General features: G+C 57.1%; 25 protein-coding genes and 1 pseudogene. 4 read left to right on the plus strand and 22 right to left on the minus strand.

Translation table 11 applies throughout. From position 1 onward, the window contains the following. Positions 1-664 precede the first annotated feature (664 nt). Positions 665-1,831, plus strand: a complete 1,167-nt coding sequence (locus tag GNG29_RS12980) for an NACHT domain-containing NTPase (protein WP_156654680.1) — start codon at positions 665-667, stop codon at positions 1,829-1,831. 143 nt (positions 1,832-1,974) lie between these two features. Here GNG29_RS12980 and catA read toward each other — a convergent pair whose 3' ends face one another. The 17 genes from catA to GNG29_RS13065 all read right to left on the minus strand — a co-directional run bounded on the left by catA (position 1,975) and on the right by GNG29_RS13065 (position 15,890). Beyond that, on the minus strand, positions 1,975-2,901 hold the full coding sequence (catA, locus tag GNG29_RS12985; protein ID WP_156654681.1) for a catechol 1,2-dioxygenase: 927 nt from the start codon (positions 2,899-2,901) through the stop codon (positions 1,975-1,977). A 32-nt stretch (positions 2,902-2,933) separates the two neighbouring features. After that, positions 2,934-3,221 (minus strand): muconolactone Delta-isomerase, encoded by a 288-nt coding sequence (gene catC, locus GNG29_RS12990; RefSeq protein WP_103179973.1) that lies wholly within the window; start codon positions 3,219-3,221, stop codon positions 2,934-2,936. 12 nt (positions 3,222-3,233) lie between these two features. Then, complete coding sequence (locus GNG29_RS12995) at positions 3,234-4,349, minus strand: muconate cycloisomerase family protein (RefSeq protein ID WP_156654682.1); 1,116 nt, start codon at positions 4,347-4,349, stop codon at positions 3,234-3,236. Beyond that, on the minus strand, positions 4,346-5,113 hold the full coding sequence (pcaD, locus tag GNG29_RS13000; protein ID WP_156654683.1) for a 3-oxoadipate enol-lactonase: 768 nt from the start codon (positions 5,111-5,113) through the stop codon (positions 4,346-4,348). Before pcaD ends, GNG29_RS12995 begins: the two co-directional genes overlap by 4 nt. Then, a complete protein-coding gene (locus GNG29_RS13005) occupies positions 5,114-5,776 on the minus strand; it encodes a 3-oxoacid CoA-transferase subunit B (RefSeq protein ID WP_103179976.1) in 663 nt (220 codons plus the stop codon). 9 nt (positions 5,777-5,785) lie between these two features. Next, positions 5,786-6,472 (minus strand): 3-oxoacid CoA-transferase subunit A, encoded by a 687-nt coding sequence (locus GNG29_RS13010; RefSeq protein WP_156654684.1) that lies wholly within the window; start codon positions 6,470-6,472, stop codon positions 5,786-5,788. Next, positions 6,469-7,728 (minus strand): MFS transporter, encoded by a 1,260-nt coding sequence (locus GNG29_RS13015; RefSeq protein ID WP_197431854.1) that lies wholly within the window; start codon positions 7,726-7,728, stop codon positions 6,469-6,471. Before GNG29_RS13015 ends, GNG29_RS13010 begins: the two co-directional genes overlap by 4 nt. 86 nt (positions 7,729-7,814) lie before the next feature. After that, a complete protein-coding gene (locus tag GNG29_RS13020) occupies positions 7,815-8,309 on the minus strand; it encodes a flavin reductase (RefSeq protein ID WP_103179979.1) in 495 nt (164 codons plus the stop codon). Positions 8,310-8,319: 10 nt separating this feature from the next. Continuing rightward, the gene (locus GNG29_RS13025; RefSeq protein ID WP_103179980.1) at positions 8,320-9,252 is read right to left on the minus strand and encodes a PDR/VanB family oxidoreductase; all 933 of its coding nucleotides are present in this window, start codon (positions 9,250-9,252) and stop codon (positions 8,320-8,322) included. Between the two features lie 9 nt (positions 9,253-9,261). Continuing rightward, positions 9,262-10,002: an SDR family NAD(P)-dependent oxidoreductase gene (locus GNG29_RS13030; protein WP_156654686.1), complete on the minus strand. Its 741-nt coding sequence runs from the start codon at positions 10,000-10,002 to the stop codon at positions 9,262-9,264. A gap of 10 nt (positions 10,003-10,012) precedes the next feature. Then, positions 10,013-10,492: an aromatic-ring-hydroxylating dioxygenase subunit beta gene (locus GNG29_RS13035; protein WP_156655492.1), complete on the minus strand. Its 480-nt coding sequence runs from the start codon at positions 10,490-10,492 to the stop codon at positions 10,013-10,015. Then, a complete protein-coding gene (locus tag GNG29_RS13040; protein WP_156654687.1) occupies positions 10,492-11,805 on the minus strand; it encodes a Rieske 2Fe-2S domain-containing protein in 1,314 nt (437 codons plus the stop codon). Before GNG29_RS13040 ends, GNG29_RS13035 begins: the two co-directional genes overlap by 1 nt. 28 nt (positions 11,806-11,833) lie before the next feature. Beyond that, a complete protein-coding gene (locus GNG29_RS13045) occupies positions 11,834-12,346 on the minus strand; it encodes a nuclear transport factor 2 family protein (RefSeq protein WP_156654688.1) in 513 nt (170 codons plus the stop codon). Positions 12,347-12,357: 11 nt separating this feature from the next. After that, positions 12,358-12,714, minus strand: a complete 357-nt coding sequence (locus tag GNG29_RS13050; protein ID WP_156654689.1) for an IacB protein — start codon at positions 12,712-12,714, stop codon at positions 12,358-12,360. A 21-nt stretch (positions 12,715-12,735) separates the two neighbouring features. Then, positions 12,736-13,863 carry an acyl-CoA dehydrogenase family protein gene (locus GNG29_RS13055; protein WP_156654690.1) on the minus strand — a complete coding sequence of 376 codons (1,128 nt, stop codon included), beginning with the start codon at positions 13,861-13,863 and terminating at the stop codon, positions 12,736-12,738. A 102-nt stretch (positions 13,864-13,965) separates the two neighbouring features. Beyond that, on the minus strand, positions 13,966-15,090 hold the full coding sequence (locus tag GNG29_RS13060; RefSeq protein ID WP_156654691.1) for an amidase: 1,125 nt from the start codon (positions 15,088-15,090) through the stop codon (positions 13,966-13,968). 335 nt (positions 15,091-15,425) lie between these two features. Beyond that, the gene (locus GNG29_RS13065; RefSeq protein WP_103179987.1) at positions 15,426-15,890 is read right to left on the minus strand and encodes a MarR family winged helix-turn-helix transcriptional regulator; all 465 of its coding nucleotides are present in this window, start codon (positions 15,888-15,890) and stop codon (positions 15,426-15,428) included. A gap of 388 nt (positions 15,891-16,278) precedes the next feature. Between GNG29_RS13065 and hpaX the strand changes: the two genes are divergently transcribed. From hpaX to GNG29_RS13080, 3 genes and pseudogenes are all read left to right on the plus strand, one after another. Continuing rightward, entirely contained in the window at positions 16,279-17,646 is a 1,368-nt protein-coding gene (gene hpaX, locus GNG29_RS13070) for a 4-hydroxyphenylacetate permease (protein WP_371816556.1), read from the plus strand. A gap of 329 nt (positions 17,647-17,975) precedes the next feature. Beyond that, positions 17,976-18,779 carry a Zygote formation protein zyg1 gene (locus GNG29_RS13075; protein ID WP_103179989.1) on the plus strand — a complete coding sequence of 268 codons (804 nt, stop codon included), beginning with the start codon at positions 17,976-17,978 and terminating at the stop codon, positions 18,777-18,779. A gap of 193 nt (positions 18,780-18,972) precedes the next feature. Next, a pseudogene (locus GNG29_RS13080) lies at positions 18,973-19,155 on the plus strand (helix-turn-helix domain-containing protein); the annotation flags it as partial. 22 nt (positions 19,156-19,177) lie between these two features. Here GNG29_RS13080 and GNG29_RS13085 read toward each other — a convergent pair. From GNG29_RS13085 to GNG29_RS13105, 5 genes are all read right to left on the minus strand, one after another. Continuing rightward, positions 19,178-19,927, minus strand: a complete 750-nt coding sequence (locus tag GNG29_RS13085; RefSeq protein ID WP_103822326.1) for a phage antirepressor KilAC domain-containing protein — start codon at positions 19,925-19,927, stop codon at positions 19,178-19,180. Positions 19,928-20,055: 128 nt separating this feature from the next. Further along, entirely contained in the window at positions 20,056-20,892 is an 837-nt protein-coding gene (locus tag GNG29_RS13090) for an MBL fold metallo-hydrolase (RefSeq protein WP_156654694.1), read from the minus strand. A 12-nt stretch (positions 20,893-20,904) separates the two neighbouring features. Beyond that, a complete protein-coding gene (locus GNG29_RS13095; RefSeq protein ID WP_103179993.1) occupies positions 20,905-21,702 on the minus strand; it encodes an OBAP family protein in 798 nt (265 codons plus the stop codon). A gap of 89 nt (positions 21,703-21,791) precedes the next feature. Continuing rightward, entirely contained in the window at positions 21,792-23,135 is a 1,344-nt protein-coding gene (locus GNG29_RS13100) for a carbohydrate porin (protein WP_103179994.1), read from the minus strand. Positions 23,136-23,176: 41 nt separating this feature from the next. Further along, positions 23,177-24,535: a glycoside-pentoside-hexuronide (GPH):cation symporter gene (locus GNG29_RS13105; protein WP_156654695.1), complete on the minus strand. Its 1,359-nt coding sequence runs from the start codon at positions 24,533-24,535 to the stop codon at positions 23,177-23,179. Positions 24,536-24,748 lie beyond the last annotated feature (213 nt).

Consider the following 24,748-nt stretch of genomic DNA (forward strand, 5'->3'; position numbering starts at 1 on the left):
GGAGCAGTTACTAGTACGGTGTTGACCTCAACGGCTAATGAGGTCGCAAAAAAAACAATAGCGTCCGTTTTCGATTTGTTAGCTAAAAAGTATGAACTTTTAGACATACTGAGATTCAAAGATCACTATTTAGAATATTGTGAAAGGAATTTAGAAATAAAAACCTTGATCTCTTAAGATAAATCTTTTCATGTTGATTACGTTTATATTCCGATTGATATAATGCAATCAGGTACACAGAGCAGATTAGAGGTCAACGATTCCACAGTTTTAGATAATGATAGATCTATATTAATAAAAGGATTAGCAGGCCAAGGAAAATCCACACTATTACGAAAATTATTATCTAATAACGCAAAAAAAATATAGTCGACTCCCTGTTTTCTATGAGCTAAAAAATTATACTGGTGGAACTCTCGAACTTGCGATATCAAAATCGCTAAGCCATTATGGAGTTAACATATCAGAGTATGCGCTGAAAAAATTATTTGCAGACAGTAATGTTAAGTTATATCTTGATGCGTTTGATGAGGTTAAGCCAGAGTTTAGAATAGATCTGCTTGATGAAATCAGACGCTTCATTAATTCTTTCAACTGTCATGTGATCTGTACAAGCAGACCCGATACTGAAATCGACTCTCTGTCAGAATTAAGAACATTTTCAGTGTGCGAATTAACTGAACAACAAATTTTTGGGATTATAAAAAAAACTGCCACTGATGAAGAAAAATGTGATGAGCTATGTGGTGCATTAAAACGTAGTCCTTTACATACAAAGAAAGATTCCATATTAAAGTCGCCAATTTTAGTGGTTTTATTTTGTATAAGTTATAACGTAGGTGAAGATATCCCAAATACATTATCACAATTTTATTCAAATATTTTCAACACTGTTTTTCATAGACACGATAATATAAAAGGAAAAGTCTACAGAGAACGCCACTGGAATGATAATAGACGCATCTATAGAGAACTTTTTGATTGTTTGTGTTTTATTTCCTTGAGGGAGGGTTTAAATGGATTCAGTCATGAAAAGCTAGTAATCTTTGTCTCAATTGCACTTAAGCATATCAACGAGGACAAATCTATAGCTGAGAAAACATTAAGAGAGTTATCTTCTATTACTAACTTGATAATTGAGGATGGCTTTAATGAGTATCGCTTTATTCATAAGTCAATTCAAGAATTCTTCGCCGCATCTTTTATCATTTCATTGCAACATGATAAAAAAATAGCATTCTATAAAAAATGTTTTAACGATTATTCTTTTTATACCACATTTCATAACACCTTATTCTTCTTGGAAGAATTAGACTATTACAACTTCCATGAGCATGGGTTTATACCAGCAATAACTAATTTCTTATCTTTATCCTCTCAGTATATCAAAAATGACAACTATGTAATACCGCCCTCTGTTAAAGAGATTTTCTTGAATGATATCTTTATCCGCGTCAAATTTACTACTTTCAAGGCTGGTCATAAAGAAAGCTATGAAATAGAGAAAACAAATTTCACTTTCGATAAATCCGATTTCTACCCAAGTTTATTTTCAAACTTATTTATATTCTCCTTTGACTTTATGAAAATAGAGTTAACTGATAAAGAATTAATAAGTCTTATCAGAGAGAATGGTAATAGTTTAGAGGGTGATTGGTGTAAGTTAAGCATTCTTAAAATTCTTGATTTTAAAAGACTTCCAGAATCAATTGCCTTAGAAGCACTAAGACTAAGCATTGATGTGCTCATTAGACGACGATACAATAAAGCAGTAGATAAAATTAATAACAGAAAAGACTCATTAAACTCTACGGATTATTTTAATTTTTAGTGAGCGAAGTGATAGATATTATACTTAAAAGGGTTCAGTAAGTTTTTTAATGCTCAGCATAATAAAGGCTGTTATCTTTTGTTGAGTGGTCAAATAAAACGGGCCCGCTCACCGCGGACCCGGCCCTATCAACCTCTCAGCACTCACTCCTTAACCCGCGCTCGCTTCCCTCTCTCCTCTTCCCCGCTCTCCGCCGCTTCCACCAGCGTAAAGTTAAAGTTCACCTCCGTATGCTCCCCTGCGAGATCCCGCGCCTGCGCCACAGCCGCGTCCGTCACCTTCACCGGGTCCGCAATCAGCTCCGCGCGGGTCGCGAAGGCAAAGTCATCCCACAGATACTCATCCCCGTTGAGGTTGATCTGGGTGGTCAGATGCTTGTACCCCGGCGCGGATACAAAGAAGTGTACGTGGGCCGGGCGGTTGCCGTGGCGGCCAAGCGCAGTCAGTAGCTTCTGTGTCGGCCCATCCGGTGGGCAGCCGTAGCCGCACGGCACGATGCTGCGCACGGCGTAGCGGCCATCATCCCCGGTGCGCACGCGGCGGCGCAGGTTGTATTCGCTCTGGGACGGGTCGAAGAACGAGTAGCCGCCAAGGGTGTTGGCGTGCCAGATATCCACGATCGCGCCCGCCACTGGCTTACCGTTCAGATCGGTCACCTGGCCCTGCAACCATAGGGTTTCGCCCTGCTCTTTCCCGTCGTCCATACGGGCAAAGCCTTCGCTCAGCGGGGCGTTGGCGACGTACAGCGGCCCCTCGATGGTGCGCGGGGTGCCCACGTCGTTGCCGGAGGCTGCCTCTTTCTCGTCGGCGCGCATATCGAGATAGTGCTCCAGACCCAGGCCCGCCGCCAGCAGCGCCGCCTCCTGACGTCCGCCCAGCGCGTTAAGGTAGTTCACCGCAATCCAGAACTCTTCATCCGTCACGTCGAACTGCTTGATGGTCTTGCACAGATCGCTCAGCAGCTGGTGCATGATGTTCTTTAAACGATCGTTACCGCCGGTGGAATTTAAGCCGCTGCTGATCGCGAGTAAGGTATCCAGTTCGGTTTGATGTACGGGATTCACAGACATTGCATATTCCTCTTTGTAGGGTACGTTTGTTGTTATTGCGAGTGATGAATGGATGAGGGATGCGTACACAGAGGTTGCACGCTGATCTCCATCCACGGGTAGAGCGGCAGCGCGGTCAGGATGTCGTGCAGCTCCTGGTTGTCCGCCACGTCAAAAATGCTGACGTTGGCGTACTGCCCGACCACGCGCCAGATGTGCGGCCACTTGCCTTCACGCTGTAAGCGCTGGGAGTAGGCTTTCTCTTTCGCCTTGATCGCTTCCACCTCTGCCGCCGGCAGCGACGACGGGATGTTGACGGTCATTTCCACTTTAAAAAGCATCGCGTTTTCCTTTTATTGACGTGCGTAATGACGCAGCTTGTCTTCGTCGATCTCAATGCCTAACCCCGGCCCCTGCGGTAACGTCACCTCTCCCTGGCTGAAATCCAGCGGACGGACCACGATGTCATCCTTCAGCAGCAGCGGGCCGAACATCTCGGTGCCCCACTGCATCCTCACCGTGGACCAGGCGTGCAGCGAGGCGACGGTGCCGAGTGTCCCTTCCAGCATGGTGCCGCCGTACAGCGCCACGCCTGCCGCCTGCGCCACGTGCGCCAGCTTCAGGGCCTGCGCCGGGCCGCCCGCTTTGGCGATCTTCAGGGCATACGCCCCGGTAAAGCCGCCGCTCGCCAGGGCGTAGCCGTCATGGCTGGTGGCCACCGCTTCGTCGGCGAGGATCGGTACCGCAAAACGCTGGCTGAGGGTGATAAGCCCTTGCCGATCCCACAGCGGGATCGGCTGCTCCACCAGGTCGATCCCGCCCGCCTGTAGCTGCGTCATCCCTTTAATAGCGGTGGTCAGATCCCAGGCCTGGTTGACGTCCACCCGCACGCTCACCTCGTCGCCCAGCGCGGCCTTGATCGCCAGGGCGTGGCGGACATCCACCTCCAGCCCGCGGGCGCCGATTTTCAGCTTGAAGGTGTTGTGTCGCCCCTCTGCCAGCAGGCGTTTACCCTCTTCGATATCTTTCCGGGTGTCGCCACTCGCCAGGGTCCAGAGCACCGGCAGACGCGTGGTGAGCGCCCCGCCCAGGAGTGAACTCACCGGCAGCCCCAGCGCTTTGCCCTGGGCATCGAGGAAGGCGGTTTCGAGGGCGGATTTGGCAAAAGTGTTACCCTTTACGTGGGCGTTCATCCTGTCGGCGAGCTGCGCCACGCCGCTGAACGACTGGCCGCACAGCAGCGGGGCGAGATAGGTTTCAATGGCGGATTTGATCGCCTCCGGGCTTTCCGGGCCGTAGCTCATGCCGCCGATGGTGGTGGCTTCGCCCCAGCCGGTAACGCCGTTCGCGCATTGCATCCGGACGATGGTGAGCGTCTGGCAACCCATGGTGGCCATCGACAGCTTGTGCGGGCGGATGGTGGGAATGTCCACCAGCCAGCAGACCAGGGATTCTATAGTGAGGGTCATGTCATGCTCCTGCGGGTTAAAAAGGTCAGCACCTGCTGATTAAATGCGTCCGGGCAGGCGACGTTCGACAGGTGCGAGGCGGGTAACGCCACATATTCTGTCTGCTTCGCCTGAGCCGCGATCCACTGGGCGTCCTGCACCGTGGTGACCGGATCTTCATCCCCTGCGATAGCCAGCATTGGGCGCAGCATGGCCGCCACCTCATCACGGAGATCCGCCGTTGCCAGCGCTTCGCAGCAGGCGGCGTAACCTTCGGCTGGGGTGTCGGCCAGACCGTCAACCAGCAGCTTCACCATCCCGGGATTGCTTTGGCGATATGCCGGGGTGAACCAGCGCGCCGCCGCGGTGCTGGCGACCGGGGCCATCCCCTGCTGGCGCACCGTTGCGGCGCGCTGCTGCCAGCCTTTCGCTTCACCGATTTTTGCCGCGGTGTTCGCCACCACGATGCGATCAAAACGCGACGGGGCGTGCCGGTTGAGCCACATCCCGGTCATGCCGCCCAGCGAGATACCGCAAAAACAGGCCCGCTCAACGTCGAGACGATCCAGCAGGGCAATCACGTCCTGCCCCAGCGAGTCGAGAGTGATGCCCCCAGCCGAAACCGGAGAGCGGCCATGCCCGCGGGTGTTGTAGCGCAGCACGCGAAAATGGCGGGTAAAATCGGCCATCTGCCCCTGCCACATCTCCCAGGTGGTGCCGAGCGAGTTGGAGAGCACCAGCAGCGGGGCCGCTTCCAGGCCCTCGAGGCGATATTCAAGCTCCATTCACGCCTCCTCGGTTTCGCTGTTCAGGGCAAAGGTGAGCGCCACCGGGGTGACGGACTGGAGGTATTCCGCCGTCACGTCGCCAAACAGTTCCCGTACCACAATGCCCCGATCGGTGATATCCATCACCGCCATGTCGGTGTAGATCCGGTCGATGCAGGCCATGCCGGTCAGCGGATAGGTGCAGGTTTTGACAATCTTGCAGTCGCCCTGACGGGTCAGATGTTCGGTCATCACATAGACGCGCTTCGCGCCAATCGCCAGGTCCATCGCCCCGCCGACGGCGGGAATCGAAGAGGGCTCGCCGGTGCTCCAGTTCGCCAGATCCCCGCGTTCGGAGACCTGATAGGCCCCCAGCACGCAGATATCCAGGTGGCCGCCGCGCATCATGGTGAAGGAGTCGCCATGATGGAAATAGCAGCCGCCCGCAAGCAGCGTCACCGGCTGTTTCCCGGCGTTAATCAGCTCCGGATCTTCACAGCCCGGTTCCGGCGCAGGCCCCATACCGAGAATGCCGTTTTCGCTGTGCAGGAAGATCTCGCGGTCCGCAGGCAGATAGTTGGCAATCCGCGTCGGTAGGCCGATGCCGAGGTTGACGTAGGCCCCTTCCGGGATGTCGCGGGCAATGCGTTCGGCCAGCTGTTGATGGGTCAGTTTATTCACGGGCTCTCCTTATGCGCTCTGCTGCAGGCATTGCGGCGCGACCGTCACCACGCGCTGGACAAAAATCCCGGGGGTCACCACCGCCTCCGGGTCGAGCTCGCCGAGGGCGACAATCTCGCTCACCTGGGCAATGGTGCAGCGGGCGGCGGCGGCCATGATCGGCCCGAAGTTGCGCCCGGTTTTGTCGTAGACCAGGTTGCCCCAGCGGTCGGCCTTCAGGGCTTTGATCAGGGCGAAATCAGCTTTTAACGGGTACTCGAGGACATAATCTTTGCCATCGATATGGCGGGTCTCTTTGCCCGCCGCCAGTTCGGTGCCAAACCCGGTGGGGGTGAAGATCGCCCCCAGCCCGCTGCCGCCCGCCTGAATGCGCGCCGCGAGGTTGCCCTGCGGGACCAGCTCCAGCTCGACCTCGCCGCGGCGGTAGAGGTCGTCAAAGACCCAGGAGTCGGTCTGGCGTGGGAAGGAGCAGATCACCTTCTTCACGCAGCCAGCCTTCAGCAGCGCCGCCAGACCGTAGTCGCCGTTCCCGGCATTGTTGCTGATCAGGGTCAGATCCCGCGGCCTGCGGCGGATCAGGGCATCCAGCAGTTCGGCGGGCTGTCCGGCGGCGCCAAATCCACCCACCATCACCACCGCGCCGTCGAAAATGTCCGCCACGGCACCGTCGGTGGCGGCAATCCGTTTATCAATCATTTCGTTACCTCGTTGTTATTCGTGGACGGCAGGCTACGCAGAGCGATCCACGCCAGCAGGGCATAGGCCATCAGCAGCAGGGAGATCGGCCATGAGGCGTCGAAATGCATCAGCAAGGCCACCGCCAGCATCGGCCCCAGGCCGCCGGAGAAGATCGAGCCCACCTCATGCCCCAGCGCCAGGCCGGAGTAGCGCACACGCACCGGGAACAGGTCGCTCATGATGCAGGGCTGGGTGCCGATCATCGCCCCGTGGCAGAACGGCAGGCCGAGCAGCATCGCCAGCATGATCCAGCCGTAGTCGCCGGTGGAGAGCAGCCAGAAGAACGGGAACGCCATTACCAGCAGGCCAATGACGCCGATGTAGTAGACCGGCTTCAGGCCGATGCGATCCGAGAGCGCCCCCCAGAACAGGATCGAGAAGAACTCCACCAGCATCGCCAGGGTTACGGCGCTGATGATCTCCCCGGTACCGATGCCGATGTGTTTGGCGTAGACCACCGAGAAGGTGAAGAAGATATAGGAGGCACCGTTCTCCGGCAGGCGCAGGGCGATGGCCTGCATCAGCGCCTTAGGATGCTCGCGCACCAGCACCATCAGCGGGATCTTCTCGTGTTTTTCTTCCGGTCTGGCCTGAGTAAAGGCTTTGCTCTCGCGGATGTTTTTGCGGATATAGACCCCGACCAGGAAGATAACGATGCTCAGCAGGAAGGGCACGCGCCAGCCCCAGCTCATCAGCTCCGCTTCCGGCAGCTTCTGCACCAGGTAAAAGGCGAAGGCGGAGAGGACAAACCCGCCGGAGACCCCCATCTGGCTCCAGGCGGTAAAGTAGCCGCGACGGGACGCGGGCGCGTTCTCGCTCAGCATCAGCACCCCACCGCCCCACTCACCGCCCGATGCCACGCCTTGTAAAAAGCGCAGCGTGATCAGGGAGAGCGGCGCCCAGATGCCAATCTGCGCGTAGGTCGGCAGCAGGCCGATGACAAAGGTGGTGGCTCCCATTAGGGTCAGGGTCATGATCAGCGTCATCTTGCGACTGTAGCGATCCCCAAGATGACCGAAGACAATCCCGCCCAGCGGACGGGCGAGAAAGCCCACCGCAAAGCCGGAGAAGGCCAGCAGCGTGCCCTGCATCGGGTCGCCGACCACCGGGAAGAAGAGCGGGCCAAACACCAGCGCCGCGGCGGTGCCGTAGAGGAAGAAGTCATACCATTCCAGGGCATTACCCAGTACCGAGGCGAACACCAGCTTGCGCATCTGCCCGGCATCGTGTGGAACGGCGGCCGCAGCGTTGCGGTTTTCAGTCACGACATTGCTCATCAGCGTTACCCTTATGGTTGGTTTTACGCTTCCACATCATGCCCGATGGCATGGTAGCGACGGTTAAAGTAGACCAGCCCGCGCGGCGCTTCGCTGATGCGTATCGCCTGCACCTGGCAGTAGAAAACGGAGTGGCTGCCCACTTCATGACAGGTGTCGATCAGGCAGTCGAAGCTGGCGACCGACGAGCTGAGCACCGGCGCGCCGCTGGCCATCACCTGCCAGGAGTCATACGCAAAACGCTGCTCGGATCGCAGGCTGGCGTTGGCGAAGACCCCACAGAGATCCTGATGGTCGCTGGAGAGGACGTTGACGCACAGCGCTCCGTTCTGCTTGAAGTGCGCGTTGGCATAGGAGTTGCGGTTCATACAGACCAGCAGCGTCGGCGGCGAGTCCGTGACGCTGCAGACGGCGGAAGCGGTAAAACCAAATTTACCCGCCGGGCCGTCGGTGGTGATCACCGAGACCGCACTCCCCAGCTGTGCCATCGCGTTACGAAATTCGGTTTGCAGTGTCATAAGGGTTTCCTCACAGATCGATGACTAAACGGGCGCTTTTGGCCCGGGAGCAGCACAACAACATCTGATCGCCGTCAGCTTTCTCTTCGTCGGTCAGGTAGCTGTCGCGATGGTCCGGCTCTCCCTCCAGCACGTCGGTCAGGCAGCTGCCGCAGATCCCCTGTTTGCAGGAGACGCAGACCTTCAGCCCGGCCTGGGCCAGCGCCTCGACGATGGTCTGGTTCTCCAGCACCTGGACGGTAATGCCGCTTGCGGCGGCGACCACCTCAAAGGCCGCACCACCGGTGACGACTTCGGCGCTGAAGCACTCCTGATGCACCTGCTCCGGGCGATAACCGAGGCGGCTTGCCTCGTCGGTGACCGCATCCATCAGCCGGGTCGGACCGCAGGTGTAGACGTGGGTATTGGCCGGGACGTCGCTCAGCACCGCCTTCAGATTGAGGCGTTGCGTGTCGCTGAAGTGCAGATGCACGCGGTCGGCCCAGGCCGCCTGCTCCAACTGGGCAATAAACGCCGCCCCGGCCCGGGTACGGGCGCAGTAGTGCAGGCTGAAGGAGCGGCCGCTGGCGTGCAGTTCGGCGGCCATCGCCAGCATCGGGGTGATACCGATCCCGCCGCCAATCAGCAGGCAATGGCTGGCCGTCTCCTCCAGTGCAAAGAGGTTGCGCGGATCGCTGACCTGGATCCGATCCCCAACGTTGAGCGCATGCGCGGCAAGGGAGCCGCCCTGAGACTTTTTGTCTTTCAGAATGCCGAGCTGGTAGTGACGGCGATCCTGCGGGTCGCCGCAGAGGGAGTACGGACGCACCAGGCCGTCTGCAAGATGGAGATCGATATGCGCCCCCGCGCTGAATGCCGGAAGATCGTTCCCGTCAGCATGCGCCAGCGTCAGCAGGAGCACCTCGCCCTGCAACTCCCGCCTGATAACCTGTAATGTCAGCATGTTGGCTCCTTAACGCATAAACAGACCGCCGTTGATGTCCCAGGTCGCCCCGGTGACAAACGACGCCTGCTCTGATGCCAGCAAAGCCACCGCCTGGGCAACAAACCCGGCTTCCCCTAACTGGCCGACCGGGATCATCCCCAGCAGACCGGCCATCTTCTCTTCCGGCACCAGGGCGTGAACCATCGGCAGATCCAGCGGGCCCGGGGCGATGGCGTTCACCGTCACGCCGGATTTGCCGAGCTCCCGGGCAAAGATTTTGGTCAGGGTCAGAATGCCGCCCTTCGAGGCGGCGTAGTGGGCGCCGGAGGCGGTGCCGCCGTTCTGCCCCGCTAACGAGGCGAGGTTGATGATGCGGCCGTAGCCTGTACTTGCGAAGTAACGCCCCAGGGTCTGGCAGCCGACAAAGGTGCCGCGCAGGTTGGTGGCGATCACCCGGTCGAACTCCTCCACCGTAATCTCCATCACCGGGGTGGCGAGGGTCAGGGCAGCGTTGTTGACCAGCACCTCCAGGCTGCCGAAGCGTTTAATGGTCGCGTCGAGCGCCTGCGCAAAATCCTGCGGCTGGCAGATATCTAACCCCAGCGCCAGCACTCTGCCCTGGCCGTCATCAAGACGATCCGCAGCTTCCCGGGCGCGGGCCACATCAACGTCGGTCAGCACCACCTGATCCCCCTGCGCCAGCAGGTGAGCGGCAATCACGTTGCCCAGACCGGCGGCCGCGCCGGTCACTAATACGGTTTGCGTCATGGGGAGTTCCTCAGAGGATGTAGCCGATGCTGTGCAGCACATCGTCGCTGTTGACCAGGCGGATCACCTTCCGGGTAATCAGCAACCTGCCCTCCTGCGGTGTCAGGTGCCAGGTGATATCCGCGGCATAGTGGCGGCTGTGGCCTTTGCGGTGCTCCCACAGGGACTGCGCCCCGCGCACCACGATCAGATCCTCGCGGGACTCCAGCAGGCGGAAGCGCGACAGGGTGCGCAGGGTTCTGGCGCGGGGCGTGGTGGAGATGGACTCTCCGCTGTAGAGGCGCTTCACCCGCTTCTCGCGCATGTGGTGATCGTCGCAGGCGTAGTTAAGGGTGTTTTTAAAATCGGTTTCGTTCGGGTCGATGGGCACCACGTAAAGGCCGTCGCGCTGCCAGAGATCCAGCCAGGCGTTGAACTCGCCCTGGTCCAGCAGATCGCCTTCGAGGTTGATTACGGACATCGCCGCAAACAGCACAGAATCTGGCGTCATCATTTTTCGCTCTCCGTCATCAATTTTTTCCACTGCTGGTAGGCCGCGCGCATCCCGGTTTCGGCGCTGACGTCGCTGCGCAGGCCGTCATCGGTGCGGTACTCCCCCGCCAGGCCGCGGTTGAGCATGATCCACAGGTCATCCCCCGCGGTGGCTCCGCGCTGCACGCGCTCCCAGGCCTCGGAGTCGTCCGGGGTGCCAAAGCCCATCGGCCCCTGGAAGTGCTCGTGCAGACGCAGCCGCGCCTGGTTCGCGATCTCCGGCCCGCCGTCCATGGTGATCACCGCGTGATGAATTTCGGTTTCCATCACTGAGATGGGTTGCAGGACGCGGAAGAAAGCCATTGAACAGGCGATGTTCGGGAACAGGTTGAGGTTGAAGCCGGAGCCGCCCACCGCGCGCACGATGCGTCTGACCTGCGCTTCGTCGTGATCTTTTCGCAGTTCGTCCGCCAGCCCGATAAAGCGCTCCGGGATGGGCGCATCGAGGTTGGCCTCCAGATCCACCAGTTCCGGGATCATCACCATCACGCTGTGGCCGTTGCCGAGATCTTCGACATAGCCGCTGCCGTCCACGAAGTTGAGCATCTCTTCGGTCTGCTTATCGACGGAGCTCAGGAAAGAACGGTGCACAACCGGGAAGTGATAGCCGTCGGTGGTGTTCTCCAGCTGAATTTTCCAGTTGCCCGGGAAGCGGAAGCGGTGTGCAGGCCCGGTTTTGATCGGGTAGCCCGCCCCCTGCTTCATAAAGAGATCCATCCACTTCTTCGCCGCGCCGAGGAAATCCTCCAGCGGTTCGATCTGCTCGTTAAAGGTGGCGAAAACCATGCCCGCATACTGCTCAGTACGCAGCGACACCAGCCCCAGTTCGTTCTTCTCAAGCCTGTCGGCATAGCTTTCCGGGTGCGGCACGCCGCGCAGGCTGCCGTCTAGGGCGTAGCCCCAGCCGTGGTAGGGGCAGACGAAGCTGTTGGTTTTGCCGCTGCGGTGTTCGCAGACGGTGGCCGCGCGATGGCGGCAGCGGTTTAGCAGGGTGTGGAGGGTGCCTTTGCGGTCGCGCACCACGATCACCGGCTGGGTGCCGATCTCGGTGGTTTTGAAGCTGCCGGTCTCCGGGATCTCGCTGACGTGCGCCACCCAGACCCAGGTTTTGCTGAAAATGCGCTCCAGCTCCAGCTGGAACAGCTCGTCAGAGGTGTAGAGCGACGTGTGGACACGATCCGCCTTTACCAGAGCCGCAATCGCTTCCCGGCTCGGGGCCCTCGGCGTCGTGGTATCGATATTTTTGACATTGATGATCTGGTCACACTGCATAATCTTTCTCCTGCTCGTGGTCGGCGTTTTAGTTTTTGTCCGGTACAGGTAGCGCATCCGCCGCATGCCAGTGGCTTACCGGCCTGCTGAACAGGTTGCGGGTGGTGAAATGGTGCATGGTCATCTCCCCAGCTTCGCGACGGAAAATAATCTGCAGCTCGGCAGCATTCAGGTGCGCGCCACCGGCGGTAAAGGCGGAGGTTTGCAGCATCTGCCAGCGGCCATGCAGCTCGCCGTCGGCCTCGTGCCAGAGCGCCTCGGAGCATAAAAAGTGGCCATTCAGGGCGAAGTGCGCGGGCGTGCGGACGTAGCCCGCCATCATCGCTACAATCGCCTCGCGCCCCTGATGTCTGCCCAGCCGGGTGGCGTAGGGTTCACCCAGCCCTTCCCAGCAGGCGTCTGCGCTGAACAGCGCGCCGATGGCCTGTACCGTCTCCATGCTGTCGAGGCGATCGCACAGCCGCATGTAGGTGCTGATACAGACCCGGGCGGCCTGCTGATCCTCAAGCTGCTGTAAACGCAGCGCATCCTGTGGGCTCATGGTGTGCTCCGTTACTGAATGATCAGCTCACGCCCGACGCGGGCTTCGATCTTGCAGTACTTCCACAGCTTGTACTCGCCGTCGCCCACCGGAGTGGTGCGGAACAGGTTGCAGGCGGCCACCACGCTGTCGAGGGTGTCGGCATCGGCCAGCACGTAGGTGGTCCAGGGCGAGGTGGTGGACGGGCCGACCATCAGGCGGTCATCGTCCATGTTGCCGATGACGCGGATGCCCTGGGTTTCGTCGATGCCTTTCATCATCACGCCGAACGCGGCCCACACCTGTCTGGCTTCTGCCGGGGTGGCATCAAAAAAGTTTTGGTTCACGCCGATGCAAAACAGCACGCGTAAGGTTGTTATCTGGCTCATCTGTTGCTCCTGTGGTGAAAATTACAAATAACCCGGCAGAGGCTGGCCACCGAAATAGACCGTACCGGCGTTGAGATAAGAGAGGTCGCCCATAAAGGCGTGCTGGGTGATCACCATGGTGTCGCGGACGTAGCGTTGCAGCGGGCTTTTCATAGTGATGCCGCCCATGCCGTTCAGTGCCAGCGCCTGGCGGGTAACTTCAGCGGCCACGCGGGTGGCGTGGGTGGAGGAGAGCCGCAGGGCGTTGATCTGCGCGCAGGCAGGGTCATCCCCGGCGAGGATGCACTGCCACACCTCGTCGATGGCCTCATAGAACCAGGCCCGGGCGGAGCGCAGTTCCGCTTCGCAGCGGGCTATCTGCATCTGCGCCTGCGGCCGTTCCGCGAGGCGCGGCGCGCCGGTCACCGACTGCTGACGATGGGCAATGGCATAGATTTCATGGAGGGCCGCGCGGGCGACGCCGAGCGCCACCACCGAGAGCACCTGGGTGGCCAGGGAGAGCACCGGATAGCGATAGAGCGCCCCCTCCAGGTTAAGGGCGCCGCCGCGTATAAAGGTCCACTCCTGCGGCACAAACGCATCGTTAACCACCAGATCGTGGCTGCCGGTTCCGGCCAGGCCGACGGTGTTCCACACCGGGTCAATCTGCACGCTGTCGCGGGGTAGTACCGCCATGCGCGGCAGCGGTTCGCCGCTCTCCGGCAGGATGCCGACGCCAAAGACCGAGGCCCCCATGCTGCCGCTGGCAAAGCCCCAGCGGCCAGAGACGCGGTAGCCGCCATCCGCCAGCACCGCTTTCTGCGGCGGGAAAATACCGCCGGCGAAGACCACGTCCGGGCCGTCACGGTAGAGTTCTTTCAGGGTGTCCGGCGGCAGCGCCCCAAGGTAGAAGGGGCTCATGCCGAAGCTGGCGACCCAGCCTGCGGAGCCATCGGCGGTGGCAATCTGCTCGATCAGCTCACAGAACTGTGCCGGGGTACACTCCTCGCCGCCGTAGATTTTGGGGACTAACGCGCGGTAGACGCCCACCTGCTTAAAGCGGGCGATGATGTCGTCCGAGATATGACGCTGTTGCTCAAAATCGGCGCTGCGGGTGGCGACTTCATTCAGCAGTGGAACGAGTTCCTCACGAACATGAACGGCAGACATAGCTTCCTCCCAAAAGAGTGTGCGGCCCGCAGAGAGACGAGTGCTGCCGCAATGAGTGGTACTCACTGAGTTAGTGTTGAAACTGTCGGTAAAGCGGGATGGTTAGCGGCGTCGTCGCTCAGAGAGCCATTCAGCCGCCTGCACCAGCAGCCCCTCCTGCCCTTTGCCGGCAACGAGCTGTAGCGCCACCGGACGGCCATCAAGCGTACCCGCAGGCAGGGTCAGCGCCGGGTGGCCGCTGAGGTTGAACGGGCGCACCAGCCGGGTGAGATTGACGACGCTCAGCGGATCCTTCGCCTCTTCCAGCGTGGGCGGCAGTTCCGGCAGGGTTGCCAGGGCCAGCAACGGGGTTTTCGCCAGTTGGTCATCCACCTGGGCGGTAAATGTGCGGCGGATAGCCTCTGCGGCCTCAAGGGCATGGGCATCGATCCCGGCCCCGGCACGGATGCGGGTGCCGACGTCGGCAGAGACCCTGTCGTCACGCAGTAGCGTTTTAAAAGCCTGCCAGTTTTCATGGCTGATGAGGGTCAACCCGGCGCGATGGGCATCCCCCAGCAGCGGCAATTCAGCCTGACGCGGTTGCAGGTCGGCCTGGGCGAGGAAGTTCAACAGCAGGGAATCGATGCTGATGAGCGCCGACGGGATAAAGCCGATGGCGGGCATCCTGTGCAGCGGCGCGTCAACCGGCAGCCCCAGTCGGGTCAGTACGTCACGCAGGACGCCCGGCTCTCGGGCGAAGATCCCCACGCAGTCCAGCGAGCTTTGCGCGGGCATCACCCCTGCCCGGCTCACGGCGCCGTAAGTCGGTTTTAAGCCGAGGATGCCGCAGCAGGCGGCAGGCATGCGCACCGAGCCACCGGTATCGGTGCCGAGCGCAAAATCCACCTCACCAGCAGCCACCACTGCGGCAGAGCCGCTGGAGGAGCCGCCGGGGATCAGGTCAGGAAACAGCGGGTTAACCGGCGTGCCGGCCCAGGGGTTGATTCCGGTGACACCAAACGCCAGCTCGTGCAGGGTGGTTTTTCCGGTCAGGATGCACTTCTGCCCGAGAAGGGTTGCGACCACGTCGGCATGTTGTTCCGCCGCCGGGTTTGCGGCCAGTGCCGGGCAGCCTGCACGGGTGGGAAAGCCTGCGATGTCGAGGGTGTCTTTTACCGCGAAGCGGAGATCGCCCTCGCCGAGGGTACATCGGGTGACAAAACCATTGCTCTCAGTAACAGGTTGCATAATTTGCACCTTAACCAGAAAAAACGAATCACATTTGGGTGACGCACTCTTCGCTGCGGTTCGACCCACGTTTGTTCTGGTCAATCATGGAAGATTTAGATGAATATTCAAGTAATATTTCACGTTAATTTTACGAAAAAATAACACTGAAACATTTTTCTAACAATCCATGAAGAGAGGCTTAGGATGATGATAAATAACAATAAACGCGGCGCGGAAATGAAAAAAGAGCCGCTCTGGTCATCAGAGCGGCTCTTTTATAATATTATACTTTACAGTGACTTATCTTGAATTTTTAAGGCTGTCACAAATCCGCAATTCTCTGCGGGAACGCTTCAGAGCGCGTTGAGGTTGTCGAGTACCTTCGACAGTGAGAGGTTCATTTTTTCCCGCTGGGCCGCGGTCATGCCCTTAAAACCCTTCTCGAAAACCTTGCGGGTAAGGCGGTGTGCCTCGGCCACTTTTTCGCGTCCGGCATCGGTGAGCATCACTTCGGTCACTCTGGCATCCTGCACGCTGCTGGCGGTGGTCACCAGGCCATCGTCGCGCAGGCGACCAACGATTTTGGTGACGGTGGGCATTTTGGCCATCGCGAATTCGGCGATCTGCGAAATGCTGGCCTTACCGTACTGCTCGGTAATCATCAGCACCCGAAAGCGGGACACATCAAGCTGCACCTTTTTCAGTGTGATTTCCATCACTTGCGTATAACGTGCGTAGACGTTAACTATCCAGTAGAACGGGAACTCTTCGCGGTGAAAAGTGGGGCCGCTGTCTGACGATGTGTTCGTATGACTCATGAAATGACGTTCCAGAAGTAATGCATTGACCGCAATTATACCCGCTATTTATCCCCCGCTATAGCCCGATCGCACCCTGCCCCCTGCGGTTAACCACTCGCTGCGCCGCAAAAGCCGATCGATATCGCATTATGATTCAAAAACGCTACGAGATTAACAATTACGTATCATTTTTTAAACAGAACATTGACGTCCATGCTCGCGATTTCCTATACGTTAGCGCACGTGTTTGCATCGCGTGCACCGGGTAGCTCCCCTTACCCGCTAGTTATCGGCTTTTATTAAAATTTACCTGCTTATCAACACATTATAAAAACACCCCGCGTCAAACGGGGCTAACACTACCTCTAACCGTTATGTGGAGCATTTCATGAATGAGAGCCCATCGATGGAGCAAACACGCGCTAGCGTGCTGGCTCCGCCTGCGTCTGCTGACGACACGCTCGATCCGCGTCAACAGCGGGTGATCAAAAAGTTATTCCGGCGATTGATCACCTTTTTGTTCATTCTGTTCGTCTTTTCGTATCTGGATCGCATCAACATCGGCTTTGCCGGTCTGACGATGGGCAAAGATCTGGGCCTCACCAGCACCATGTTCGGACTGGCAACCACGCTGTTTTACGTGATGTATGTCATCTGCGGGATCCCCAGCAACGTGATGCTGAGCAGAGTGGGCGCGCGCCGCTGGATTGCGATTCTGATGGTGGTGTGGGGGATCGCCTCCACCGCCACGATGTTCGCTACCGGCCCTAACAGCCTGTACGTGCTGCGTATGCTGGTGGGGATTGCCGAAGCGGGCTTCCTGCCGGGGCTGTTACTCTATTTAACGTTCTGGTTCCCGGCGCACTACCGCGCCCGCGCTAACGCCCTGTTTATGATTGCCATGCCGGTGACCATGGCGCTGGGTTCGCTGGCCTCCGGCTATATTCTCAACCTAGATGGGGTGATGAACCTGAAGGGCTGGCAGTGGCTGTTCCTGCTCGAAGGCTTCCCGTCGGTCATTCTGGGCTTTGTGGTCTGGTTCTGGCTGGACGACAGCCCGGATAAAGCGCGCTGGCTGACCCAGGATGATAAAGCCTGCCTGAAGGAGATGCTGGAAGCGGATCGCCTGAACGCCGAGAGTAAGCAGCTGCGGGAGCAGGCCGCCCTGGCGCCGCAGCAGCGTAGCCTGATGCGCGAGCTGTTCACGCCCACTATCATGCTTTACACCCTCGCCTACTTCTGCCTGACCAACACCCTGAGCGCCCTGAGCGTCTGGACGCCGCTGATCCTGCGCAGCATCAGCGAGGAGAGCAGTAACGTGACTATCGGTATCCTGAGCGCCATTCCACAGGTCTGTACCATTGTGGCAATGGTCTGGTGGAGTAAACGTTCCGACAAGCGCAACGAGCGTAAAGTCCACACCCTGCTGCCGTACCTCTTTGCCGCCGCAGGCTGGATCCTCACCGCCACCAGCACCGATCCGATGCTGCAGTTCACTGGCATCGTGATGGCCTCGGCCGGGGCCTTTGCCGCCATGGTGATCTTCTGGACCACCCCGGATCGTTCCATCTCTCTGCGTGCCCGCGCCTTAGGTATTGCAGTGATCAACGCCACCGGGATGACCGGCGCCGCGCTGGGCCCACTGCTGATGGGGATGATGAAAGATCTCACCGGGAACTTTAACGCCGGTATTTTTATGGTGGCCGGTTTCCTGGTGCTGGGTGCGGTAGTGATTGCATTGATTCCGATGAAACAGGCGGAACCGCAGCGATAGCCCTTCCTCTAAAAAGCCCGGAACAGCAGCCCTGTTCCGGGCTTTTTCCTCTCTGTCTCCGGCCTTGCCTCGTCCCAGCCCGCGCGGAAAAGATCATTTTGCGTGATACATCGTTCTATTAATATAGATAAAAGATATTAACAATATAAAATTGATCACTTTTAATTATATAAACCCAGGAATGACGACATTCATCACATTTTCCTTATTTTATTCAGCGCATATTTAACAGCATAGGATTTTACTCAAAAAATATAATGCCCATCATAAATTGAAATCATTCGCGCGTATTTTATTTCTACACTTAATAAGTATAAGAGAGTTATTTTATGAATATTGAACCAATTATCGATACCAATCTGGATACATATGTAGACGCAGGAAAAGCGCCCCTGGATAACTATCTCTTTGTATCACCGGAGCTGGAAGAAAAGCATCGGGGTCTGATGGTACTGGACTGTGCCATCGATACTGAAAAACATGCCCTGCTGCGAATAAATCAGAGTGGAAATATTCTCTTTGTCTTAACCTCTGCTGAATTAACCATACGCACCAAAAAATTATTTGCCAGCGTGGCGGTGTTGTTTGCAGCCATGTCCAGCGCGATGAATCAATCGGGTAGATCACTTTTTGACTATGAGGCATGGCGCTCCCTGATGGGTAAGTCTGCTTTTTTTGTTGAAGTGCAGAAAAACAGGAACATACTAACAATCAAAAACAGTGGGGTTAACGTTGATACACAAATCATACAGCAGCTCATCCCCGGCCTGAGTAGTGGCAGCGCGATGGCGATCGCCAACGGGGTGTTGAGTGCGGTAAAGGGAGAATTTCAGGCAACTGAACGCGATGAAAACGCGAAACGAGGCCACCTTCTTTTTATCTGTGAAGAGCTTTACGGGGCCCCGAGCGTAACGGTTCGTCTGTTTTACGCCTCGAAAAAATCTCACTGTGCCCTGTTCCAGCCTCCGTGCGATAAGTCGGTTAACGCCACGTTTGAGCAGTTACAGGAAGCCCATACCTTCCTGTTTGTTTCACCTGATACGATCGCGGAATATGCCACTATTTTTACAGCGCAACCCGCCAGATATAAAAATCTTATTGAACGTTTTAAAAAAATGGTTAAGGAAAAATAATACCCCCTCCTTTATACAAAATTAAGCCAGCCATTTTTTATATTATTGTACGCTTGCACAACATCGGCGTGACGATAATGAAGCTGAAGTGTGCCAGTAATATTAATCTGGCTAACCCTAAGCCTCTCTGGTTAGCCAGTTTACGGCTTCGTTATGCGTCCGCGGCTACCGGCTTAACCCGCACGCTGGCAAAATATCCGAACTGCGGATGCGGCTGGCGATCCACTATATCGGGCAGGAGAAACAGGCGATTGAAACCGTGGCGTTGCGTCTCGGCTACAGTTCGCTGGCGGCATTCAGCCGGGCGTTTAAGCGTGTTGTCGGTAAGTCGCCGGGGGCATTGCGTGAAGCCAGTCAGACCCCAGAGGAGATCTGACCGGTTCGCTTTACAGGAGAGATTAAAGCCAGCTCTGCTGGACAGGGGCGCCTTCGGTGCGCTCCGTGCGAGGCATTTCAATTGCCAGCGTTGACAGGTGTTTAGCCCACAGGTCAGCCACCCATTTCACGCCGCGGGCGGTAAAGCGTGCCTGAGACCAGGTGCGCTCGTTTTCGCCCACGCCGCTGTGCAGGGTAAAATAGCCCGCATCAATGTGGTGCTGCGGCGGAACCAGGTTCCCGCCGACGCGCTGCATGATATTCCGCTCAAGCAGGAACTCCCGGAACTGGGGCTCTTTCGCTTTGAGGATCTTACAGAGCTGACGGAAGCCCAGCGACTCCTTGACCTGAACAAACTGATCAAAGAACGCCGCCTTTGGTGCCCAGAGGGCTAGCTGCTCCTCAGCACGCTGGCGTTTTTCATACTGCTCGGCCCAGGCGCGCGCCGCCGCCGCCGGGTTGGTGAAGTCCGGAATATTGACGTTTCTCTCCTGCTCCTGCCAGCGATCGAGCATGGCGGCAGTAAAGCCCGGGGAGATACGCGAAACCGTCAGCAGGGAGTCCCGTTTGTTCAGCAAAAACTCCTGCCGCATTTCACCTTCGCGCTCATACAGGCTGGCCGTTACCGGCTGCGAAAGACGCTGCGCCGTTTCCAGGCTTTTTACCATGCGCTTCACCTCGGTATGAGCAATACCGGTCAGCTTCGCGATTTCGCGACTGCTGATGGTGGCAAGCTGGCCACTGGACTGGAAAGTTTCAACAGGAATTACCATAGGTTTCACCCCTCACTCATACATTACTCGGGTAATTTGCTCTAATAGTATACAAATACCTGTTCAAATATCCAGTATAATTTTTAAACGATCTTCTGCCAGAGCAGGCCACGCCTAAGTTGCGGTAATTAGAGCTGTTTTGCCTGTGTCACCAGGCTCTCCAGTTCCCGTGCGTCATGGCTACAGAAAAAAGTGATGTCGTGGGCATGCGCGCAGGAGAGCTCCCGCAGCCGCTGCTGGTTGTGCCGCCGGGTACCGTTGTCCATCGCCATCATCCACTGGTAAAACCGCAGCCCCGGCGTGCAATGGCGCTGCGGCTGGCGCATCTCATCCCGATAGAACCAGGCGTCGCCACCGTGCAGCAACCACCCGGACGGCTGGCTGATGGCGATCCCTGCATGCCCCGGCGTGTGCCCGGCCAGCGGCACCAGCAAAATTTCCGGCGGCAAGCCGCGTAACGCCGTCACCGCATCGAAGCCAAACCAGCGTTCGCCCTGCACCTGGTATCCCTCCCAGCCAGAGATACCGCTCCACTGCCCGGGACGATAGCGCTCCCGTTGCAGCCAGCTATGGCGCCGTTGCGCCGTGTCGATCTCCTGCTGCATTAAATGGATGCGCGCGTGAGGGAAATCGCTCAGCCCACCCGCGTGGTCGAAATCGAGGTGCGTAAGCACAATATGGCGGACATCCGCCACGCTAAAGCCCAGCGCCTCGACGCGGGCGCGCGCCGTAAGGGACTCCCGACGCTGGATATTGTTTAGCGCCCGGAAAAAGCCCGACAGCCGGGAGGGATCGCGTACATCCCCTTGCCCAAAACCGGTATCCACCAGCACCAGTCCGTCATGGTCGGTTTCGATAAGCAGGCAGTGGCAGACCAGGTGCGCATGTAGCCCCTTGCTGAAACCGTCGAACAACGCGCCGCCCAGCGGGCACATACAACCACAGTTAAGATGATGAATCTTCATATCGCCTCCTCATCAGGGTAGGTGTTTCTGCTGACTCTGCTCGGACGTGCCGAAATGGGTAGTGTCCCCATGCCCGTGTTCGCCGCTGCCCTGCACGCGTTTAAGCTGAATGACCTCGCCGCGCTGCCAGGCATTGGCCCCTTCCGCTACCGGATGGGCCACGATGTCGGCACGCTGGGCTTTGATCTGCTGCGTATCGATCCCCAGACGACGATCGCGATCCGCCAGCAGCCGGGGATCGAGCTGTCCCTCGCCGGTAAAGCCCATCATCAGCGCAGGTATGCCGAGCGGCAGGGTCTTATCCCTGTCGGTGTGCCAGGTATGCCAGGTTTTGCCGTAGGTGTTGACGATTTTATTCATCAGCGCCTTGTCAGCGACCGCAGGCAGGCCAGGCGCCACCAGGCTGCCCGATTTCACTTCATACTGGTGGCTGTGCCAGAGCTTTTTCTCCTCCGGCGGCAGGCTGTTAAAGAGGCGTTCGCTGATGATGTACTCTACCCCCATCAGCCGGGCATCCTTTGTATTGCCGTCATAGATGACCGCCTGCATGACCTCTTCATTGAGTACCGTCACGTAGTGATGCGCCTCCATCTGCCCGTTTTTATCCCCGTTGTAAAAATGAAAACCGTCAAGATAGGCACTGATAGCCTCCACCGGCGGTCGGGACTGGATCACCTGGGCACCCGTCTCCAGGGTACTGAGGGTAGTTGAGGTGGTTTTACCGGGAACAGGCACCTGCGGCGGGGTATTATTCGCTCCGCAGCCGACAAGCAGCAGAATGGCTGGAAGGATCTGAGGTAATGATTTCATTGGCACTCCCTTTCATTTGAACTCGTTATGAAGGTAGTGCAGATGTGGCAAGCCAGCCAGACCGTGCCGGAGGTCTGGCTGGGAGACGATCAGAAGTAATATTTAAAACGGAGGCGGCCACCGTAGCGGGCGTCGGTGTCGCCGTCACCCTCTTTCGGGTGAGCATCGATCCACGAGGCATAGGCTCCGAGATAAACATTGAAGTTTTTCATTTTCATTACGTCAGGGAACAGATACGACGCGTGAAGCGTATGGATATCGTAATCGCCCGGATGGGTGATCCAGCAGTCGCCATCGCAGTCGTCATTCAGCCCGGCAGCGCTGAATCTGTCGATCTCGTTATGGGCGTAGATATAGCCCAGCTCAATGTTCTTCCACAGACCATTCACCCCGGCGGTGAAATCAGTTTCGTCGCTGGCATCCATGTACGCGGTGTTGAGGTTGACCACCACGCCGTTATCCGGGTCGGTTTTTTGCCCGTTCCAGTTCATCGTCAGGCCATAGCCGGTGCGATCGGACTGATCGATCCAGTGACCTTCTGCATCCCGATAACCGTAAGCGTTGTTCACCAGGTTGCTCTCCATAGCCAGCGCCGTGGTGAAGCGCCCCTCTGACCAGGCGATAACCGGGCGCACGTAGGCCACGTTTTTATCGTTATCCAGGTCCATGCCATGGTACTGCTTATCGACAAACAGCGAGCTGCCGTTTTCCAGCAGGGTGTTGACCTCAAAATACCAATTACCGAGGTTTTTACTCAGCAGGAAGTTACCGCCGCTGTCGCTGCGCCCGCGCCCCTCTTTCATCATGTAGATGTAGCCATAACCGTCACTGTAGAGATCGTTCGCCGTGTTGCCGGAGTATTCGATAAAGGTGTCCTGGTTGAGGGGAAACATGTCGTAGGCTTCGAAACGCCCGACTTTGATTTTCCAGTCGTTCTCCTGGCCGAAGAAGAAAACCGCGTCATCCAGATTCATCTTGCCGGTAAGATCCGCCAGCGGCTGCGCCGAGAAACCGGCAAACTGGCCGTTGTCCATTCGCCGATAGCCGTCAAACCCCAGCAGGAGACGGCCATTGATATCCCAGCGCTCGTTGTTTGACGGGGCCCAGTCCTTATTGGCACTGGTGCGCATGGATGTCAGGCTGCCGCTGCGGCTGGCGGCGTCCATATTGAACTCCACATCGCCATAGAAGCGCAGATCGCCATAGCCTGACAGGGTTAACGTCGGCGCTGGAGACGTCGGGGGTTCAGCTGAGACCACATTCACCGCCGGAGTCTGTTGCGCCTGCGCTAAGCGCGCAATCTGGGCTTCGGCTTTTGCCAGACTGGCTTCCAGCCGGGCGATTTTCGCCTCCATGCTGTCCGTTTGGGTGGCCGCCAGCGTGGTCGCCGGAATAGAGGCGCTGATCAGCAGCGCAATATAATGAATACGCATAGATTCCATCCTGTGAGTTTATTGTTGATTCCACTGGTACATTAGGGCTTTGCAAATTTTCCGTTATTTAAATCCGTCACCACGGTATTCATTACCTGTTCATCGAGGCGGTAGAATTTAATTGCCAGCGCGGTCAACAGATAAAAGAGCGAGGGGATAAGGGTAAATAACCAGACAACCCCCTGCACCGCCTGAGGGGATTGCACTGCTGCGCTGGCTTGATATTCAAACCCGGCCAGAACCCAGCCCAGAATAGCGCCGCCGACAGCCACGCCTAATTTAATGACAAAAATATTGGCCGCGACATTCATGCCGGTAATTCGCCGCTGGGTTTTCCACTCGCCGTAATTATTGGCGTCGGTGATCATCGACCACTGCAGCGCGCCGTTTCCGCCCTGCACCGTCTGGATAAGAAAATGGGCCACCAGCGGAATTAGCCAGTATTGCACCGGCAACCAGAAGCAGACGATGCCCAGCCCGGCGTTGAGCAGGTTTATCCAGAATGAGAGTTTGATTTTGCAGAACCGGGAACCCAGCGGCTGCGCCAGCGCCGAGCCCAGCATTGAGGCGATCATCCCGCCCAGCATAAACAGCGAGATGATAGTAGAGCCCTGACGCAGCACGGTATTGACGTAATAGACCACCGCGCCGCCGCGGATCACCACCGCCACCAGCATCATAAAGTTGTAGATCGACAGAATGCGCCACTGCTCATTGCGAAACAGAATTTTGACGTCACGGACGACATTGAGGTTTTCTTCTTTGATGGGCTGAACGCGCTCTTTGGTGGTGGCGAAACAGATGATAAACATCAGGCAGCCAATCACCCCGAAAATGGCCATCGCCATCTGAATGCCGCTCGCGCGATCCTGAGGATAGAGATAATCCGCCAGCGGCAGAATGCAGGCGGTGCCCAGGGCGCCGCCCAATGGGGTGATGGCAAAACGCCAGGATTGCAAAGAGAGGTTTTCCCGCGGATCGGAAGTAAGTGCCGCGCCCAGCGAGCAGTAAGGAATATTGATGGCGGTATACATCAGGGTCATAAAGATATAGGCCGCCACGGCATAGACCACTTTACCGCTGTCAGAAAAGGATGGGATGGTATAGACCAGTACGCAGCTGACCGCGAACGGGGCGCAGATCGCCAGAAGCCACGGACGAAAGCGTCCCCAGCGTGAGGAGGTGGCATCGGCAATCGCCCCCATTATCGGGTCGGTGATGGCATCCAGCAGCCTGACCAGTAAAAACATTGTCCCCATCACTGCGGGCGGCAGCCCGTAGATATCTGTATAGAAATAGGCGAGGATCGCCACTGAGGAGTCAAAGACGATATGGCTGGCCGCATCGCCGAGGCTGTAGCCTATTTTTTCTTTTACCGTTAATTTTTCCGTTGCCGACATTTCAGGTCTCTCCCTGTATTTTTCAGTCCTTTCGTTGTAGCTGCCGACATAATTTCCATATCCCTTCCAGAGCAATCTATTATGTTTTCTCGCTAAGAAGTTATGATTTTCCCTTTATGTGATCTGCGTGATTAGTGGTTATTTATGCGATAAATAAATCGCGCCACTACTATATTTCTGACACTGCTTCAGGAGGCTAAATACGCAACGGTA

This window comes from Leclercia sp. Colony189 (assembly GCF_009740165.1).
GTDB lineage: Bacteria > Pseudomonadota > Gammaproteobacteria > Enterobacterales > Enterobacteriaceae > Enterobacter.

Excerpts from the sequence above, each read along its gene's own strand:
- catA (WP_156654681.1), bottom strand. The coding sequence starts at position 2,901 with ATGTCTGTGAATCCCGTACATCAAACCGAACTGGATACCTTACTCGCG.
- catC (WP_103179973.1), bottom strand. The coding sequence starts at position 3,221 with ATGCTTTTTAAAGTGGAAATGACCGTCAACATCCCGTCGTCGCTGCCG.
- GNG29_RS12995 (WP_156654682.1), bottom strand. The coding sequence starts at position 4,349 with ATGACCCTCACTATAGAATCCCTGGTCTGCTGGCTGGTGGACATTCCC.
- pcaD (WP_156654683.1), bottom strand. The coding sequence starts at position 5,113 with ATGGAGCTTGAATATCGCCTCGAGGGCCTGGAAGCGGCCCCGCTGCTG.
- GNG29_RS13010 (WP_156654684.1), bottom strand. The coding sequence starts at position 6,472 with ATGATTGATAAACGGATTGCCGCCACCGACGGTGCCGTGGCGGACATT.
- GNG29_RS13015 (WP_197431854.1), bottom strand. The coding sequence starts at position 7,728 with ATGCGCAAGCTGGTGTTCGCCTCGGTACTGGGTAATGCCCTGGAATGG.
- GNG29_RS13020 (WP_103179979.1), bottom strand. The coding sequence starts at position 8,309 with ATGACACTGCAAACCGAATTTCGTAACGCGATGGCACAGCTGGGGAGT.
- GNG29_RS13025 (WP_103179980.1), bottom strand. The coding sequence starts at position 9,252 with ATGCTGACATTACAGGTTATCAGGCGGGAGTTGCAGGGCGAGGTGCTC.
- GNG29_RS13030 (WP_156654686.1), bottom strand. The coding sequence starts at position 10,002 with ATGACGCAAACCGTATTAGTGACCGGCGCGGCCGCCGGTCTGGGCAAC.
- GNG29_RS13035 (WP_156655492.1), bottom strand. The coding sequence starts at position 10,492 with ATGACGCCAGATTCTGTGCTGTTTGCGGCGATGTCCGTAATCAACCTC.
- GNG29_RS13040 (WP_156654687.1), bottom strand. The coding sequence starts at position 11,805 with ATGCAGTGTGACCAGATCATCAATGTCAAAAATATCGATACCACGACG.
- GNG29_RS13045 (WP_156654688.1), bottom strand. The coding sequence starts at position 12,346 with ATGAGCCCACAGGATGCGCTGCGTTTACAGCAGCTTGAGGATCAGCAG.
- GNG29_RS13050 (WP_156654689.1), bottom strand. The coding sequence starts at position 12,714 with ATGAGCCAGATAACAACCTTACGCGTGCTGTTTTGCATCGGCGTGAAC.
- GNG29_RS13055 (WP_156654690.1), bottom strand. The coding sequence starts at position 13,863 with ATGTCTGCCGTTCATGTTCGTGAGGAACTCGTTCCACTGCTGAATGAA.
- GNG29_RS13060 (WP_156654691.1), bottom strand. The coding sequence starts at position 15,090 with ATGCAACCTGTTACTGAGAGCAATGGTTTTGTCACCCGATGTACCCTC.
- GNG29_RS13065 (WP_103179987.1), bottom strand. The coding sequence starts at position 15,890 with ATGAGTCATACGAACACATCGTCAGACAGCGGCCCCACTTTTCACCGC.
- hpaX (WP_371816556.1), top strand. The coding sequence starts at position 16,279 with ATGGAGCAAACACGCGCTAGCGTGCTGGCTCCGCCTGCGTCTGCTGAC.
- GNG29_RS13075 (WP_103179989.1), top strand. The coding sequence starts at position 17,976 with ATGAATATTGAACCAATTATCGATACCAATCTGGATACATATGTAGAC.
- GNG29_RS13085 (WP_103822326.1), bottom strand. The coding sequence starts at position 19,927 with ATGGTAATTCCTGTTGAAACTTTCCAGTCCAGTGGCCAGCTTGCCACC.
- GNG29_RS13090 (WP_156654694.1), bottom strand. The coding sequence starts at position 20,892 with ATGAAGATTCATCATCTTAACTGTGGTTGTATGTGCCCGCTGGGCGGC.
- GNG29_RS13095 (WP_103179993.1), bottom strand. The coding sequence starts at position 21,702 with ATGAAATCATTACCTCAGATCCTTCCAGCCATTCTGCTGCTTGTCGGC.
- GNG29_RS13100 (WP_103179994.1), bottom strand. The coding sequence starts at position 23,135 with ATGCGTATTCATTATATTGCGCTGCTGATCAGCGCCTCTATTCCGGCG.
- GNG29_RS13105 (WP_156654695.1), bottom strand. The coding sequence starts at position 24,535 with ATGTCGGCAACGGAAAAATTAACGGTAAAAGAAAAAATAGGCTACAGC.